The sequence below is a fragment of the Streptomyces sp. RFCAC02 genome (genome assembly GCF_004193175.1).
Taxonomy (GTDB): Bacteria; Actinomycetota; Actinomycetes; order Streptomycetales; family Streptomycetaceae; genus Streptomyces.
The window spans coordinates 1,700,527-1,716,454 of the sequence record NZ_SAUH01000001.1 but is presented as its reverse complement, the minus strand read 5'-3'; the positions used below and the strand labels follow the sequence as shown (position 1 = coordinate 1,716,454).

Annotated in this window: 17 protein-coding genes, 1 pseudogene and 1 CRISPR repeat array; of the genes and pseudogenes, 10 read left to right on the top strand and 8 right to left on the bottom strand. The window is 74.1% G+C overall.

Translation table 11 applies throughout. From position 1 onward, the window contains the following. Positions 1 to 36: 36 nt before the first annotated feature. Both EMA09_RS07930 and EMA09_RS07925 read left to right on the top strand, forming a co-directional pair. The gene (locus EMA09_RS07930) at positions 37 to 606 is read left to right on the top strand and encodes a TetR/AcrR family transcriptional regulator (protein WP_129840234.1); all 570 of its coding nucleotides are present in this window, start codon (positions 37 to 39) and stop codon (positions 604 to 606) included. A 54-nt stretch (positions 607 to 660) separates the two neighbouring features. Further along, complete coding sequence (locus EMA09_RS07925) at positions 661 to 1,845, top strand: GDSL-type esterase/lipase family protein (RefSeq protein WP_206305921.1); 1,185 nt, start codon at positions 661 to 663, stop codon at positions 1,843 to 1,845. Positions 1,846 to 1,858: 13 nt separating this feature from the next. Here EMA09_RS07925 and EMA09_RS07920 read toward each other — a convergent pair. After that, positions 1,859 to 2,859: pseudogene (locus EMA09_RS07920) on the bottom strand (YafY family protein). Positions 2,860 to 2,920: 61 nt separating this feature from the next. Here EMA09_RS07920 and EMA09_RS07915 point away from each other — a divergent pair. Then, the gene (locus tag EMA09_RS07915) at positions 2,921 to 3,658 is read left to right on the top strand and encodes an alpha/beta hydrolase (protein ID WP_129840232.1); all 738 of its coding nucleotides are present in this window, start codon (positions 2,921 to 2,923) and stop codon (positions 3,656 to 3,658) included. A 64-nt stretch (positions 3,659 to 3,722) separates the two neighbouring features. After that, positions 3,723 to 4,605: a CRISPR direct-repeat array (repeat unit 29 nt; unit sequence CGGACCACCCCCGCTCGCGCGGGGAGAAC). A gap of 246 nt (positions 4,606 to 4,851) precedes the next feature. Continuing rightward, a complete protein-coding gene (locus EMA09_RS07910) occupies positions 4,852 to 5,469 on the top strand; it encodes a hypothetical protein (RefSeq protein WP_129840230.1) in 618 nt (205 codons plus the stop codon). A 29-nt stretch (positions 5,470 to 5,498) separates the two neighbouring features. Here the strand turns inward: EMA09_RS07910 and EMA09_RS07905 are convergent, their stop codons facing one another. Then, positions 5,499 to 5,870 (bottom strand): hypothetical protein, encoded by a 372-nt coding sequence (locus EMA09_RS07905; RefSeq protein ID WP_129840228.1) that lies wholly within the window; start codon positions 5,868 to 5,870, stop codon positions 5,499 to 5,501. A gap of 221 nt (positions 5,871 to 6,091) precedes the next feature. On the opposite strand from EMA09_RS07905, the gene EMA09_RS07900 reads away from it, so the two are divergent. Beyond that, the gene (locus EMA09_RS07900) at positions 6,092 to 6,409 is read left to right on the top strand and encodes a helix-turn-helix transcriptional regulator (protein ID WP_129840226.1); all 318 of its coding nucleotides are present in this window, start codon (positions 6,092 to 6,094) and stop codon (positions 6,407 to 6,409) included. A 155-nt stretch (positions 6,410 to 6,564) separates the two neighbouring features. On the opposite strand, the gene EMA09_RS07895 is transcribed toward EMA09_RS07900, so the two are convergent. Then, positions 6,565 to 6,744, bottom strand: a complete 180-nt coding sequence (locus EMA09_RS07895) for a hypothetical protein (RefSeq protein ID WP_129840224.1) — start codon at positions 6,742 to 6,744, stop codon at positions 6,565 to 6,567. A gap of 86 nt (positions 6,745 to 6,830) precedes the next feature. Beyond that, positions 6,831 to 7,529: an FCD domain-containing protein gene (locus EMA09_RS07890; RefSeq protein WP_129840222.1), complete on the bottom strand. Its 699-nt coding sequence runs from the start codon at positions 7,527 to 7,529 to the stop codon at positions 6,831 to 6,833. A gap of 219 nt (positions 7,530 to 7,748) precedes the next feature. On the opposite strand from EMA09_RS07890, the gene EMA09_RS07885 reads away from it, so the two are divergent. The 3 genes from EMA09_RS07885 to EMA09_RS07875 all read left to right on the top strand — a co-directional run bounded on the left by EMA09_RS07885 (position 7,749) and on the right by EMA09_RS07875 (position 11,655). Continuing rightward, a complete protein-coding gene (locus EMA09_RS07885) occupies positions 7,749 to 9,491 on the top strand; it encodes a 2-isopropylmalate synthase (protein WP_129840220.1) in 1,743 nt (580 codons plus the stop codon). Beyond that, a complete protein-coding gene (locus EMA09_RS07880; protein WP_129840218.1) occupies positions 9,488 to 10,291 on the top strand; it encodes an ATP-binding cassette domain-containing protein in 804 nt (267 codons plus the stop codon). Before EMA09_RS07885 ends, EMA09_RS07880 begins: the two co-directional genes overlap by 4 nt. A gap of 122 nt (positions 10,292 to 10,413) precedes the next feature. Then, the gene (locus tag EMA09_RS07875; RefSeq protein WP_240796293.1) at positions 10,414 to 11,655 is read left to right on the top strand and encodes an MFS transporter; all 1,242 of its coding nucleotides are present in this window, start codon (positions 10,414 to 10,416) and stop codon (positions 11,653 to 11,655) included. A gap of 9 nt (positions 11,656 to 11,664) precedes the next feature. On the opposite strand, the gene EMA09_RS07870 is transcribed toward EMA09_RS07875, so the two are convergent. The 4 genes from EMA09_RS07870 to EMA09_RS07855 all read right to left on the bottom strand — a co-directional run bounded on the left by EMA09_RS07870 (position 11,665) and on the right by EMA09_RS07855 (position 14,491). Beyond that, positions 11,665 to 11,925, bottom strand: a complete 261-nt coding sequence (locus EMA09_RS07870) for a hypothetical protein (RefSeq protein ID WP_129840216.1) — start codon at positions 11,923 to 11,925, stop codon at positions 11,665 to 11,667. Between the two features lie 8 nt (positions 11,926 to 11,933). Beyond that, positions 11,934 to 12,239: a hypothetical protein gene (locus EMA09_RS07865; RefSeq protein WP_129840214.1), complete on the bottom strand. Its 306-nt coding sequence runs from the start codon at positions 12,237 to 12,239 to the stop codon at positions 11,934 to 11,936. An 11-nt stretch (positions 12,240 to 12,250) separates the two neighbouring features. Next, a complete protein-coding gene (locus EMA09_RS07860) occupies positions 12,251 to 13,669 on the bottom strand; it encodes a pyridoxal-dependent decarboxylase (protein ID WP_168220663.1) in 1,419 nt (472 codons plus the stop codon). A gap of 261 nt (positions 13,670 to 13,930) precedes the next feature. Then, positions 13,931 to 14,491 (bottom strand): TetR/AcrR family transcriptional regulator, encoded by a 561-nt coding sequence (locus EMA09_RS07855; protein WP_168220837.1) that lies wholly within the window; start codon positions 14,489 to 14,491, stop codon positions 13,931 to 13,933. 147 nt (positions 14,492 to 14,638) lie between these two features. On the opposite strand from EMA09_RS07855, the gene EMA09_RS07850 reads away from it, so the two are divergent. After that, positions 14,639 to 15,064 carry a DoxX family protein gene (locus tag EMA09_RS07850; RefSeq protein ID WP_129840208.1) on the top strand — a complete coding sequence of 142 codons (426 nt, stop codon included), beginning with the start codon at positions 14,639 to 14,641 and terminating at the stop codon, positions 15,062 to 15,064. Positions 15,065 to 15,095: 31 nt separating this feature from the next. Then, complete coding sequence (locus EMA09_RS07845) at positions 15,096 to 15,920, top strand: DUF1963 domain-containing protein (protein ID WP_129840206.1); 825 nt, start codon at positions 15,096 to 15,098, stop codon at positions 15,918 to 15,920. Positions 15,921 to 15,928 lie beyond the last annotated feature (8 nt).

The following is a 15,928-nucleotide window of genomic DNA, read 5'->3' as shown; positions in this document are numbered from 1 at the left end:
GATGTACCTTCGTTGAAGGCTGAAAGGAGTGGATCGATGGCACGCGCGGGTCTCACCGCCGAACGTCTCACCCTCGCCGGGGCCGAGCTGGCCGACGAGGTCGGATTCGAGCACGTGACCGTGTCCGAGCTGGCGCGGCGCTCCGGCGTCAAGGTCGCGAGCCTCTACTCGCACGTACGGAACTCCGCCGACCTCAAGACCCGCATCGCCCTCCTCGCCCTCCAGGACCTCGCCGACCGCGCCGCCGACGCCGTGGCCGGCCGGGCCGGCAAGGACGCCCTGACCGCCCTCGCGAACGTCTACCGCGACTACGCCCGCGAGCACCCGGGCCGCTACGCCGCCACCCGCTTCCCGCTCGACCCCGAAACGGCCGCCGCCAGCGCCGGCGTCCGGCACGCGCAGCTCACCCGCGCCATCCTGCGCGGCTACGACCTGCCGGAACCCGAGCGGACCCACGCCGTACGGCTGCTGGGCAGCGTCTTCCACGGCTACGTCAGCCTGGAGATGGGCGGCGGCTTCAGCCACAGCGCGCCCGACAGCGACGAGACATGGACGCGGACCATGGACGCCCTCGACGCCCTCCTGCGGAACTGGCCCGGACCCTGACACGCGGCCGTGCCACCCCCGTACCCCCACGAGCCCCGACAGGAGGCCGACACCATGCCCGGCCCGCAAGCCCTGACCACCGTCCCCCTCACCCCCGGTCTCCTGCGCGGCGCCCTCGACCTGGAGCGCACCGCCCACGGCCTGCTGCCGCACCGGCTGCCGCCCCGCGCCCGCGCCCAGTCCGCCGACCCGCAGCTCGCCATGGCCGAGTCGCAGCCCTCCGGCGTACGGCTCGCCCTCCGTACGCGCGCCACCACCGTCGAACTCGACACTCTCCGCACCCTGCGCGTCCACACCGGCGCGCCGCCCCGCCCCGAGGGCGTGTACGACCTGCTCGTCGACGGCCGCCTCGCCAGCCGCGCGTCCGGCACCGGCGGCAACACCGTGACCATCGACCCCGCCACTGGCGCCGCCGCGCACCGGCAGGGACAGCCCGGCACCGTCCGGTTCACCGGCCTGCCCGACCGGGACAAGGACGTCGAGATCTGGCTGCCGCACAACGAGACCACCGAACTCATCGCCCTGCGCGCCGACGCGCCCGTGACGCCCGTGCCCGACCGGGGCCGCCCGGTATGGCTGCACCACGGCAGTTCGATCAGCCACGGTTCCGACGCCGCAGGGCCGAGCGCCACGTGGCCCGCGCTGGCCGCCTCGCTCGGCGGCGCTGAGCTGGTCAACCTCGGCCTGGGCGGCGGCGCGCTGCTCGACCCGTTCACGGCCCGCGCGATGCGGGACACCCCGGCCGACCTGATCAGCGTCAAGATCGGTATCAACCTGGTCAACGCCGACCTGATGCGCCTGCGGGCGTTCACTCCCGCCGTGCACGGCTTCCTCGACACCGTCCGCGAGGGCCACCCCGACACGCCGCTCCTCGTCGTCTCCCCGCTGTACTGCCCGGTCCACGAGGACACACCCGGGCCGGCAGCGTTCGACCTGGACGCGCTCCGCGAGGGCACGGTGCGGTTCGTCGCGACCGGCGACCCCGCCGAACGCGCGGCCGGGAAACTGACGCTCACCGTCATCCGGGAGGAACTGGCGCGCATCGTGGCGCAGCGGGAGGCCGACGACCCGCACCTGTCGCTCCTCGACGGCCGCGACCTGTACGGCGAGCCGGACTTCGCCGAACTGCCCCTGCCGGACGGCTTCCACCCGGACGCCGCCACGCACCGCCGCGTCGGCGAGCGCTTCGCGGCCCTCGCCTTCGGCGCCGGCGGACCGTTCGGCGCCGGGCGCGCCTGACCCGCGGGCCGCCTCACGGCGCGTCCGGCGGCTGCTCCGTCCCGGCGGCGGCGTACGCGGTGAGGCGGCCGGCCAGCGCGGTGATGTGCTCGCGCACGGCGTCCGGGTACTCGATGACGAACGGCCGGTCCAGCCAGGCGAGTACGGACGGCACCCACTCCAGGCGTTCGGCGCGCAGCACGACCCGTGCCCACGGTCCGTCGTCCGCCGTGCCGGGGAGGTCCCGGACGGTCGCGATCCCGGCCGGGAGCAGCCTGCCCACGGCTTCGGCCGTGCCCCGGACGCGGAACGCCACCTCGTGCGCGTACGGCACTTCCGCGAGCCCGGTCAGCACGCGTGCCGCCGGGTCGAAGCCGGCCGGCACGTCGAACGTTCCCGGCAGTGCCGTGGCGCTCCCGATCCGGTCCAGGCGGAACGTGCGCACCGTCCCGCTGTCCGAGTCGGCGCCGGTCACGTACCAGCGACCCGAGTGGGCGACGACGCCGTACGGGTGCACGGTCCGCTCGCTGCGGCGCCCGTTCCACGCGGTGTAGGTGACGGCGACCGGCCGACGGTCGCGCGCCGCCTCGGCGAGCAGCAGCAGGACGTCCGTCTCCGGCGCCGTCACCGGCCGTTCGGGGCGGTGAAGTCGGCGGTCGCCAGGAGCGCGTCCAGCCGGGCGCCGAGTGCCCTGGGCAGGACGCGCCGCACCTTGGCGGCGGCGCTCTCGGCCGCCGCGACGGACGTCGTCACCAGCCCGGCGCGGCGGCCCGCGACGAGACCGAGGAGGACGGCGAGCGCCTCCTCGTCGGTCAGCATCAGCGGCGGCATGCGGAAACCGGGGTCGAGCCGGTAGCCGCCGTACCGGCCGCGCACGGACCGGACCGGCACGTCGAGATCGACGAGGTGGCCGGCGTAGCGGCGCACGGTGCGCTCGTCCACTCCGAGCCGGGCGGCGAGATCGGCGACGGTGCGGGTGCCGCCGCTCTGCAGGATTTCCAGCAGGGCGAGGACACGTGCGGTCGGACGGGTCATGCGGAGAATCCTTCCGAATACCGGGCGGATTGTGTCCTGTATTGCTCCTAACGTACTGGGCATGACGACCTACGTACTCGTTCCGGGGTTCTGGCTGGGCGGTTGGGCATGGCGCGATGTGGCCGCCGACCTGCGCGGACGCGGACACGACGTCCACTGCCCGAGCCTCACCGGCACCGGGGAGCGCGCGCATCTGGCGGGACCGGACACGGACCTGGAGACGCACATCACCGACGTGCTCAACCTGATCCACTACGAGGACCTGCGCGACGTGGTGCTCGTCGGGCACAGCTACGCGGGCGCGGTGGTGATCCCGAGCGTCGCGGATCGGGTGCCGGAACGTGTGGCGCGGCTGGTGTTCATCGACAGCGGGCCGCTGCCGGACGGCATGTCGCACGCGGAGTTCACGTCACCGGAGGAGCGGGCCGCCAACGCCGAGGCGGTCCGCACGGCCGGCCACGGCCGGGAACTCCCGCCGCCGCCGTGGCGACAGCTCGCCGACGGATCCGCCGACCTGTCGGACGAGGCGCTGGACCGTCTTGAACGCCTCTCGACCCCCCAGCCATGGGCGACCGCGACGACACCGGTACGACTGACGGACGCCTGGGAGAAGGTGCCGCGCCTGCACGTGCTGTGCAGCTTCACGATCGAGACGGTCCGGACCATGGCAGACGCGGTACCGGCCTTCAAGCACATGAGGGGCGACGACTGGGACCACAGGGACCTGCCGGGCTGGCACTGGCCGATGCTGGACAAACCGGCTGAACTGGCAACAATCCTGCACGAGGTATCCGCCTGACCACCATCCCCTCACCCCGTGCCCGTCGCCGCCTCCCAAGGCGGACGCGGGCACGGGACCATGAGGGACCACCCCCGCTCGCGCGGGAAGAACCGGCCGCGCTCGGGCGACACGATCCGGCCCGCCGGACCACCCCCGCTCGCGCGGGGAGAACCGGAACGCCCCGCGTGAGCCCTTAACCAGTCGCGGACCACCCCCGCTCGCGCGGGGAGAACGGGCTGTTGCCGTGGACACCTGCGCGTCGTACCGGACCACCCCCGCTCGCGCGGGGAGAACCCACCCACCATCTGCAACGTGGACGCGTGATCCGGACCACCCCCGCTCGCGCGGGGAGAACCCACCCACCATCTGCAACGTGGACGCGTGATCCGGACCACCCCCGCTCGCGCGGGGAGAACACCGTCAACGACCTCGACGGCGACCTGATGACCGGACCACCCCCGCTCGCGCGGGGAGAACGCAGCGCGGTCCGGTCGTAGATGGGCATAGTGCGGACCACCCCCGCTCGCGCGGGGAGAACGTGGACCACACGCACTCGGTCTCCGATCTGAACGGACCACCCCCGCTCGCGCGGGGAGAACCGATGCACCTGCGCGCCGAGCGTCAGCTCCGTCGGACCACCCCCGCTCGCGCGGGGAGAACGGGTCGACGCCGGCCGCGACGAGTGTAGGAGCCGGACCACCCCCGCTCGCGCGGGGAGAACTGGGAGCGCGCGATCGAGTCGCACGCCGCGAACGGACCACCCCCGCTCGCGCGGGGAGAACGCCGTGGTGGCACCACCGAGGGCGCGCCCGAGCGGACCACCCCCGCTCGCGCGGGGAGAACGGGCGACGACTCGACCGGCACGACGTCGCCCGCGGACCACCCCCGCTCGCGCGGGGAGAACGGCGGGGGCGCTTCGTCGTGTCCAGCCTCACCCGGACCACCCCCGCTCGCGCGGGGAGAACCCTTCGTGACCTGCGGTGTCAGAGTGGCTTTGCCGTTCCGTGATCCTGTCTGCCCGTCGTCACCCTTACATGGTCGCAGAGGCTCGTCGGTGGTTCCGCCACGTCCACCACGGGTGCTGATTCGGCCCATGCGGCGGTGGGATCCGCTCAAGCCGGGCTTACGCTTGGCGGCGACATCCGTCCGCTGGTTGCTGCTGCGATCGGCAAGTCTGCGGACGTGCGGTGAGGAACGGGGGCCGGACAAGCATGCGCTACGCGTCGAAGATGCTGCGGCAGATGGAGAGCGGGGAACCCGTCAAGGTCGACCTCACCTTCGCGACGATGACGAGGCTCACCCGACTCGCCTTCATCGCCGAGCAGTTCGGGTACGAGTACGCGGACGTGTGGCAGGGCGGCGGTCCGCAGGGCAACGGCTACGTCATGCTGATCGTGCCCGACCCCAGCCCGGAGGCGCGTGCGCGGGCCGAGCTGAACCGTGCGCAGTACCCGGACGCGGCCAACGGGGGCGCGCTGCCGCCCCTCGTGCCGGAGGCGGTGGCACTGCTCAAGGCCCGCCTCACGTTCGACATCACCGCGCGGCTCACGGAGACGCAGATGGTCCTCATCTCCGGCTTCACGCTTCTCCTGCTGGTCCTGCCCCTCGGCTTCGGGCTGCGGGAGGGCACTGACGCCCTCGTTCTCGCCGGCGCCATCTGGGCAGTGCTGATGCTGCTCATCCCGGTCGGCATAGCCGTCAACCGTCACTACAAGGCCAAGTACGCCGCCATCCTGCAGGCCGCCGGGTTCAGGCCGGTGACCGACCCGAACGGGCGGCTGCGCTATGTACCACCGGGCGGTCAACTCCCCGGCGGGGGCGCAGCGTAACGCTCGGCGCGGCCCGCCGAACGGCAGGATCAGTAGCCGCGCTTGGCGCGTCTCTTCGCCGCCTTCTCGGCCCGCTTCCGCTGCCGTTCCGCTTCATGGACCGCCCGCTCCTCGGCCGCCGCTTCCTCGCTGCTGTAGAGCAGTTCGGCGACGCGGAAGCGGCGGGGCATGTCGTTCCATGACCCCGCCGTGATGAGCAGGAACCCGTCGTCGGTCCGGTACAGCGACGTCATCGCGGCCCTGGTCGGGCGTTCGGGGAGTGTGGCGCGGACCAGCACCTCCAGCCGCGCGAGGGCCTGTTCCCGGCTGCCGGTGACATGCTCCAGCACCGTCACGGCCCAGCGCCGGTTGGTGGAAGGTCCCCCGTTCTCCTCCATGATCAGTCCCCACCGAGTGGACATGTGGCCCTCCCCGCTCGTCGGTGCCGACGCGAATCGATCGTATGTCGCTTCCCGCCGCGCGCCTCGAACTGCTGCCCGTGCTCCGGTACATCCGGGCTTCGGTTGGTACACGTCAGGGGGCCATGAGAAGTTGCGGGGTACGGCGATGCCGTTCCGCTCGCCGAACGGTGCTGCGTCACCCACCTGACATCTCGCGCCGAAGAGGACGAGGAGGATGCACGATGACCGGATACACGCGCTGGCAGGACGTCCGCGCCGAGCACGTCGCCCGAGCGGGCGGCGAGGAGGCCGTGGCGGAGGGCAAAGAGCAACTTCTCGCTGAGATGCTCGGCCACCGTCTCGCGGAGATCCGCAAGTCCCGCGAGCTCACCCAGGAGCGAGTGGCCGAGCGGATGGGTGTCACCAAGGGGCGTGTTTCCCAGATTGAGCAGGGGCACATCTCCGGCCAGGAAGTACTCACCCGCTACGCCGCCGCCCTCGGCGGACAACTGCACCAGGCGATCTACTTCGACGATGGTGACATCGCAGCGATTGCCTGACGCCACTCTCCGTCGAACGCACGTCGATGACTGTGTTGTCGTGGAGGCCCAAAGTGTCGCCGAACTCCGTGACGGCGTGATCGTCCGGCTGCGCGAGTACGCGACGACCGCGCCGCGCTACGACTGGCGCGGGAGCTGGCGCGACTGAGCGGGCGTCAGCCGTCGGTGAGGCGGTCCAGGCCCGCCTCGGTCACGGTCTCGGGGCAGCCCAGCATGGTTGCCGCCGACATGATCCGATCGTATTCCTCCCGCAGGAGCGGGACACGGATCTGGGCGAGTACATGGACGAGGTGGTCGAGCGCCAGGTCCGTCTCGTCCGCGTCGACCAGCTCCACGACCGATGTGAGTGCCGGTACCGGTGCCCGGCTCGCGATGCTCCGGGCCGCGGAACGTATCAGGCCGTCGGGTGTCGGCGGGGGCGTCATGCCGTGGCGCCCGTCCGGAGGCGGGTCAGTGTCGCGCGCAGGTCCTCGCGCAGCAGGTGGCCCGCCCGGTCCGCGTCGCCGGCCGCGATCGCGTCGACCAGGGCCGCGTGTTCCGTGTCGCCGTGGTTGGCGTTGTCCCGGCGCAGGTCCAGCAGGTCCAGCATGTCGATCAGCCCCTCCCGCAGCGCCGGCGCGAACTCCGCGAACAGGCCGGTCAGGACCGGGTTGCGCGCCGCCGCCACGACGGCCGCGTGCAGGGCGATGTCGGCGTCCACGAACGCCGCGTTGTCGCCGGCCGCCGCAGCCCGCCGGCCCGCGAGGGCGTCCCGCAGCGCCGCCAGGTCGTCGTCGGTGCGGCGGCGTGCCGCGAGGCGTGCCGCCTCCACCTCCAACAGCTCGCGCACCTCGTACACGTCCGTGACGGCCGCGCGGCGCAGGCGCGTCGGCAGGTCCTCCGCCGGCTCCGTCGCGATGACGAAGACACCGGCGCCCTGCCGCGCCCGGACCAGCCCCGCGCCCGCCAGCGCGCGCAGCGCCTCGCGGACCGTCGAGCGGCCCACGCCCAGCGTCGCCGCGAGCGTCGTCTCCCCGGGCAGCTTCGTGCCGACGGGCCACTCGCCGTCGGTGATCTGCCGCCGCAGCCGGTCCGTCGCCTGCTCGACCAGCGGCGACGGCCGCAGCGCCCCCAGTGACACGGGCCACACACCCTTCCGTACCGCTCAGCTTGTCTGAGGAGTTGTTCCGGGTCTACCGTACCCGGCGTGACGCCGTACGCGCTTCTTCTCCTCGTCCGCCGCTGCGGGGCCTGACAACGACCGGCCCCCCGCAGCGGGGTTCGGTGCTGCGCCGGTCGTACCCCGAGGGGCGGACCGGTGAGAGCGCCGGCCCGCCGGCAAGAGGAAGAAGAGACCCGCATGACGTCCTCCCCGGCCGAAGCACCCCGCTGGAATCCGCAGCAACCCAGCGGCATGCCGTACCACCGCTACCGGCCCGTGCACGACCGCGTCGCCCTGCCGCTGACCGGACGGGCCTGGCCCGCCCGGCGCATCGAGCGCGCGCCGCTGTGGGTGCCGGTCGACCTGCGCGACGGCAACCAGGCCCTCGCCGAACCCATGGACACGCCCCGCAAGCGCCGCATGTTCGACCTGCTGTGCCGGCTCGGCTTCAAGGAGATCGAGGTCGGCTACCCCTCCGCGAGCCGGACGGACTTCGACTTCGTGCGGCACCTGGCGCGGAGCGGCGTCGTGCCGGACGACATGACGATCTCCGTGTTCACCCCGGCGCGCGACGACCTGATCGAGACGACCGTCGCCGCCGTCGAGGGCCTGCCGCGCGTCCTGATCCACCTGTACACGCCGACCGCGCCCGTCTGGCGCGACGTCGTGCTGCGCCGCTCGCGCGCCGAGACGCACGCGCTGGTCCGGCGGGCCGCCGCCCACCTCGCGCGGTGCGCCGACGGGCGGCCCGGCGGCGGGGAGACGCGGTTCGAGTTCTCGCCCGAGGTGTTCAACCTGACGGAGCCCGACTTCGTGCTCGAGCTGTGCGACAGCCTGACCGAGCTGTGGGACGCGAGCCCCGACCGGCCCGTCGTCCACAATCTGCCCGCCACCGTCGAGGTCGCGACGCCGAACGTGTACGCGGACCAGATCGAGTACATGCACCGGCACCTGGCGCGGCGCGACAGCGTGATCCTGTCCGTCCACCCGCACAACGACCGCGGCACGGGCGTGGCGTGCGCCGAACTCGCCGTGCTGGCCGGGGCGCAGCGCGTGGAGGGCTGCCTGTTCGGGAACGGCGAGCGCACCGGCAACGTCGATCTCGTGACGCTGGCCCTGAACCTGTTCGCGCAGGGCGTCGACCCGATGATCGACTTCTCCGGTCTCGACGCCGTGCGCGAGGTCGTGGAGGAGTGCAACCGCCTGCCCGTCCACCCCCGTCACCCGTACGGCGGCGACCTCGTGCACACCGCGTTCTCCGGCACCCACCAGGACGCCATCGCCAAGGGCATGGAGCACCACGTCAAGACGGCCGCCGACCTGGGCGTCCCGCCGCGCGAGGCGCCGTGGGCGGTGCCGTACCTGCCGGTGGACCCCGCCGACCTGGGCCGCAGCTACGAGGCCGTGATCCGCCTCAACTCGCAGTCCGGGAAGGGTGGTGTCGCGCACCTGCTGCGGACGCACCACGGCGTGGACCTGCCGCAGGCGATGCGGCCCGACTTCTCGCGCGCCGTGCAGGCGGTGACCGACGACACCGGGCGTGAGCTGACGACCCGCGACCTGTGGCGGCTGTTCCGCGAGACGTATCTCGTGCCGGGTACGGAAGGGGCGGTACGGCTGCGCGCCGCGTGGACCGTACGCGACGGGCGGTCGTACGAACTCACCGGCACGCTGCACATCGACGGCACCGACCGGCCCTGCCGTGGCACCGGTGACGGGCCGCTGTCCGCCCTGGCCGACGCGTTGACGCGGGCCGGTGTGCCCGTCGAGGTCGTCACGGACGGGCGGCAGGCGGGGCACGACGCGCCCGTCACCGTGTTCGCGCAGTGCCGCGTGGACGGGGTGACGGCCTGGGGCGCGGGCCGTGACGACGACGAACTCGCCGCCTCGGCCGGCGCCGTGCTGTCCGCCGTCGACCGCGCCCGCGGGGCACGGGCATGACGCCCGCGGCGGTCCTCGACGTCCGCGACGCCGACCTCGTCCGCGACGGCGCCACCCTCCTGCACCGCGTCTCGCTGACCGTGCGGCCCGGCGAGCACTGGGCGCTGCTGGGCGCCAACGGCGCGGGCAAGAGCACCCTCCTCGGCCTCCTCGGCGCCCTCACCCACCCGACGCGCGGCACCGTGCGGGTGCTCGGGGAGGAGCTGGGCCGCGTCGACCTGCGCGCGCTGCGCTCGTACGTCGGGCACGTCAACCCCCGGCACCCGCTGCGGTCGCCGCTGACCGTGCGGGACGTCGTCCTGACGGGCCTCACCAACTCGGTGGAGCCGGTGCCCCGTTGGCGCCCGACGCCCGAGCAGGTGGCGGACGCCGAGCGGCTCACCGACCTCATGGGTCTCGGCCACCGCCGGGAGGCGCGCTGGCCGACCCTGTCGCAGGGGGAGCGGGGCCGGGCGCTCATCGCCCGTGCGCTCATGCCGGACCCCCGCCTGCTGCTGCTGGACGAGCCGGCCACCGGCCTGGACGTCGCGGGCCGCGAACAGCTCGTCGAACGGCTCGACGCCCTGCGGACCGCCCACCCGGCCCTGGCGTCCGTGCTGGTCACGCACCACCTGGAGGAGCTGCCGACCGGTACGACGCACGCGCTGCTGCTGCGTGCCGGCCGGGTCCTCGCGGCCGGTCCCGTGGACGGCGTCCTGACCGGCGACCTGGTGAGCGCCTGCTTCGACCACCCGGTGCGGCTGGAACGCGCCGACGGCCGGTGGAGCGTACGCGCCCGCCGCCCGGCCGTCACCGGCTGACCCGCTCGCCGACGGCGTACGCGGCCGGCGTCCACCGCGACTCCTCAGAGGACCTGAGCGGTGGGTGCGGGCCGCGCGGCCCGCACCCACCGCCGACACCCCCATGAACCGGAGGAACCCCCATGACCACCCCCGCGCCGCCGGCGCCGACCGTGCGGAAGGGCCGCCTCGCCCTCCTCTCGGCCACGCATGCGGTCAACGACCTGTACCAGGCGGCGATCCCGGCGATGCTGCCGTTCCTGATGGACGAACGCGGCTACAGCTACACCGCCGTGTCCGGCCTGGCGTTCGCCGCGAGCGGCGTGTCCAGCCTGTCGCAGCCGCTGTTCGGCGTGCTCACCGACCGCCGTACGCGCGCCTGGCTCGTACCGGCCGGCTTCTGCGTGGCGGCGGCGGGCGTCGTCGCCGCCGCGTCCGCGCCGAACTACCTCATCACCTGGCTGTGCGTCGCCCTCGCCGGCCTCGGCATCGCTGCCTACCACCCGCCCGCCACCAGTCAGGCCCGCGTCGCCGGCGGCTCGTCGCAGAAGGCGATGAGCGTCTTCTCCGTCGGCGGTACGGTCGGCGGCGCGCTCGCCCCGCCGCTCGTCACCCTCACCATCGGGGCGCTCGGCTTCTCCGGCGGCCGGCTGCTCGCCGTACCCGCCGCCGTCATGCTCCTGGTGTGGTTGTGGCGCGGACGGATCCCGGCCGCGCCGGCCCGCCGGGCGGACGCGGCACCCGGGGCCGCCGGGAGCGGACTGACGGACGACTGGCGGTCGTTCGCCCGCCTGGTCGCGGTCATCATCGGCTGGTCCATCCCCTACGTGACGGTGACCTCGCTCGTGTCGCTGCACGCGCAGCGGGACCTCGGCCAGTCGGCCGCCGCCGGGGCCGCGACCCTCACCTGCTGCACGGCGGCCGGTGCGGTCGGCACGCTGCTCGGCGGCTGGCTCGGCGACCGCTTCGGCCGGCTGACGGCCCTGCGCGCCGGTTACGCGGCGGCGCTCCCGGCGCTGTGCGGCGTCGTGTTCGCGCCGGTGTACCCCGTGCTCGTGGTGTCGGCGACGCTGTTCGGGCTGGCGCTGTTCGTGCCGTACTCGGCGCACGTGACGCTGGCGCAGGACTACCTGCCGAACCGCCCCGGCACGGCCAGCGGCCTGACGCTCGGCCTCGCGATGGCGGCCGGCGGACTGTGCTCGCCGCTGTTCGGGCGGCTCGCGGACGCGCGGGGGCTGACGACGACGCTCGCCGTGCTGATCGCGGTGTTCGCCGTCCCCGTGCTGCTGACGTGGCGGCTGCCGGAACGCTCGCCGCACGGACCGGTCGCCGGCGCGCCCGGGGACCGTCCGGCACCGGCACCGGTGGCCGGCGGTGCGCGCTGAGGAAGCGGGTCAGGACGCCGGGCGGGTGCGGCGCAGGTAGCCGGTGACCGCGTCGGCGTCGAGATACCGGGGTACGAGGGCGGCCGCCGTGCCGGGCAGCGGGATCGGCCGGCCGATGTCCCTGAACCCGACCCGCCGCCACCGGGACGCGGCCCTCGGGGAGGACGCCTCGCAGTGGACGCCGTGGCCGCCGGTGCGCGCGTCGGGCCGGACGGCGGCGAGCGCCGCGTGGAGGTGGGGCGGGAGGTCCGCCGGGTGGTGGCCGTCCATGGTCTCGATCAGTCGGCGGCAGCGCCCGGCCGCCGGCCCCGTCGCCGCGGCGAGGTCGTCGAGGAACCGCTCGGTGTCCCGCGCCGGGCGGGCTCCCGGACCATGGCGCCGTTGTGGTCACCGGTGACGATGGAGCTCCCGCCGCGTCCGAGCATGAACGCGACCCAGGTGTCGAGGAACCCGCGCAGACGGCGTTCCCGCTCGGGCATGCCGGGCGGGAACTTCCGGGCGATCACCGGATCCGTCGCACGGAAGGCGCCCGCCAGGATGTCCCCGAGCAGCTCGATGCCGTGGCACGGTCGTACGTCGGGCACGGCACGTTCCCTCAGGAGGTGGCGGCGCAGTGCCGCGCGAGGGCGCGGGCCGCGGACGTCGCGTGCGTCCGGAAGCCGGGGAGCGGCGGGCTGGCGATGACCAGGCGGAACGCGAGCAGCTCGGCCCCGTCGCGCAGGAGGCCGGTCTGCCGCTCGACGCGGTCGAGCACCGCCTCGGTGGTGACGCGGTACGTGCTGAGCACGGGCAGGTCGCCGGCCGGCCGCCGGTCGTGCCGGAGGCAGTCGGCCCCGACGCGCCTCGTCACCTCACTGGTCGCGCGGAACGTGCCGCGCGGCGCCACGCAGACGACGATCCCGACGGCCGGTTCGAAGAGCACGCGGAAGCCGGCCCGCTCCATCTCGTCCGCGAGGACCCGGGTCGCCGCGAGGATCCGCGCCACGTCCGCGCCGACGCCGTCGGCCGTCAGCGGGGACACCTGGTTCTGCAGCCAGTGGGCGGCCGCGAACATGCCGTTGCGCGACATCGTCAGGGAGAACTGGCCGTGGTGCGGACCCGCTTCTTCGGCGAACACGTAGGGGCTGCCCCGGCGGACGAGGGCCTTGAGGGCCGGGTCGCGGAAGAGGACGACGCCGCAGCCCACCGGCATGGACGCCATCTTGTGCGGATCGACGGCGATGGAGTCGACGTGGGCGAGCGCCGCCACGTCGCGCCGGTGGCGTCCCAGCAGCGGGGTCGGGGTCAGCGCGGACAGGAAGCCGCCCCACGCGGCGTCCGCGTGGAGGAGGAACGGCTCCGTCCTGCGCAGTTCGACGAGGTCGGCGACGGGGTCGATCTGGCCCGCGCCCGTCGTCCCGCAGGTGGCCACGACGATCGGGAGCCGGCCGTGCTCCCGGGACCGGGCGACGGCGCGGGCGACGGCGTCCGTGTCGGCGCGGTCGTGCGCGTCGCACTCCACGCGGTGCAGGCGCACGGCCTTCAGCACCTCGCCGATGCGGTCGAAGCTGATGTGGGTGGTGTGGGAGCAGATCAGGTCGACGGCGGGCTCGGCGGCCCGTCCCGTGAGGGTCCACAGGGCGTGGAGGGAGGCCGAGGTCCCGCCCGAGCAGAAGTAGCCCCAGGCGTCGTCGCCCAGCCCGAGCATGGCTGCGTACGACCGGATCACCTCGTCCTCCAGGCGGGAGGTCACGGGCGACGACTCGCGGGACGCCTGGTTCTGCTGGTACATCGCGCCCATGAGGAGGCCGAGCAGCGCGGCCTTCGACGGGACCGGGAGCTGGTGGGCGAAGTTGTCGGGGGCGGCCGGGTCGACGGACCCCTCGCGCAGCGCGGCGGCCAGCTCCTCGGCCGCCGTCACGAGGATTCCGTCCCGTGACGTGGCCTCCAGGTGGGCGTGGGTCCGGGTGGTGGCGAAGAACTCGCCGTACCAGTGTGCGAACAGGTCGCCGAGTCCTCTGTATGACGACGTCACAGGGCCTCGCAAGCGGGTGGAGGGGATCGGCCCGACGGATCCGGCGGTCGGGCGCGTACCGGATGGTCGGTAAATTCCGAAGCTACCGGGGGGAGACGGCCGGGGACCGCACAGGTGAGGGTCAGGACCGGTTGCGTGGCCCCGCCGCGCGCGGTGTCCGTGCAGGTCGGCGGGGTGCGCCGGCGATGGGCGATGGCGTGCCCCGGGAGTGTGTTCGACGGTGGAAAGGGGTGCTCACGAGGGTGACGTGGCCCGCCCCGGTCACCCCTGCGACGAGGCGAGGACCCTGTCGACCAGGTCCTCGACGAACTCCTCGGTCGCCGGCGCGGCCTGCAGGGCGACCCGGACGAGCACGCCGCCGGTCAGCAGCGCCACGCAGGGCTCGACCGACTCCGCAGGCAGGTGGGCGGCGAGGATCGCCGCCAGGGAACGCGCCCCCTCGGCGTAGAGCTGCTGGCGCATCTCGTCCACGGCGGGATCGCTCCCGGCGCGTTCGAAGACGCCGCCGATCACCCGGGTCAGGTGCCCCCGCGACAGGTCCCCGGCGAAGTCGAGCAACTCCCGGATCAGGTCGGCCCGCAGGTCGCCGGTGGGCGGCGCGTGCTCGGTCGTGCCGCAGATCTGCCCGACCGACGCGCGGATGAGGTCGAGGCGGGTCGGCCAGTGCGCGTAGACGGTGGCCTTGGAGTACCCCGCGCGGCGGGCGACCTCGGCGTGGGTCACCGCCGCCCAGCCCTCGGCCCTGAACAGGGCCGTCGTGGCGTCGATGACGTCGCGGCGGGTGCGCTGGACCCGCGGGTCGACACTGCCTTCCTCGGACATCTCCACGGCCGGCAACCCTACCCGAGCTTCCGGACACTCACCTCGGTAACCGTACTGCGTGATAACTTCTGGACGACCTGTTCAGTACTGGCCGAGAAGGCCATCGCGTCGGTCGTCCATCGGATGGCCGGCAGGAGGAAGGACGACATGGAGACTCTTCGGCGATCACGGGCCGGACGTTCCCCCGGAGGCCTCGGCATCGGCCTCTGGAGCGCGCAGGGACTACTGGCGCTGACCCTGGTCGGCGGTGGCCTGTGGAAGCTGGTCACGCCCGTCGAGCAGGTCGCGGAGGCGTTCGCGTGGGCTGGCGAGCTGCCGGACCTGCTCCACGCCACCGCGGTGCTCGACATCCTCGGCGGGTTCGGCGTCCTGCTGCCCTCGCTCACCCGCGTCCGGCCCGGGCTGGCCGTCCTGGCGGCGCTCGGCGTCGTCGCGCAGATGGCGTCGGCGATCGTCTTCCACGTCGCGCGGGGCGAGGGGGCGGACACCGGGTTCGACGTCGTGCTCGCCGCGCTCGCGCTCTTCGTCGCGTGGGGCCGCCACCGGAAGGCCCCGATACCGCCCCGCGGCTGACCCGGGCGCCGCCGGTTGGGATGATCCCCGCATGAGGTTCGACGACCCGGCCGTCATGCGCCGGATCTGCGCGGAACGGCTCGGCCGAGGCGCGGGGGAGGCGTACGCCGCCCTGGCGCGCGACGGGTTCCGGCTGACCGCCGCCGGCGGGGACGCGCGGGCCACCGGCCGGTGCCGGTTCGGCGGCGGCGCCCTCCTCGAACCGGGCGCCGCCTGGCCGGAGTCCGGCGGGTTCCCGCTGTCGCTCCACGCCGTGCTCGACACCGGGGCGCTCGCCGCCGCGCTCGGCCGCGACCTGCCCGTCCGCGGGGCGCTGCTGAACTTCTTCCTCCTCGACCCCGACGCCCCCTACGCGGAGTACTCCCGGCTCGACGTGAGCGACCCGCGCGCCTGCCGCGTCATCGCCGCCGACCGGGCGTCCGCCGTGGAGAGGGCCGTGCCCCCGCGCGCGCGGCAGTACCCCGGCACGCCCGTCCACGCGTCCCGCGCCGTCATGCTGCCCGACCCCTTCGACCTGGCGGACGGCGAGGTCCCGCTCGACCACGACGAGGACGGCGCCCCGCTCGGCCGGGACGGCCGCTGGCGCGTCCCGTACCTGATCGGCGACCTCATGGGCGCGTCGGACGGCAACACCGCCGGCGAACACCTCGCCCTCGGCTGGCCCGACGCCTCGCACACCCTCCCGGTCACGCCGCGCGACGCCGGCGGCCCCGCCGTCCACCTCCTCCAGCTCGCGGAGGACCCGGACCTCGGCTGGGGCTGGGGCGACGCCGGGGAGGTGTCGTTCACCGTCCCCGCCGCGGCGTGGGCCGAGGGGGACGTCACACGGGCCGGGGCGCACTTCCGCTGCGCCTGACCGGCGTG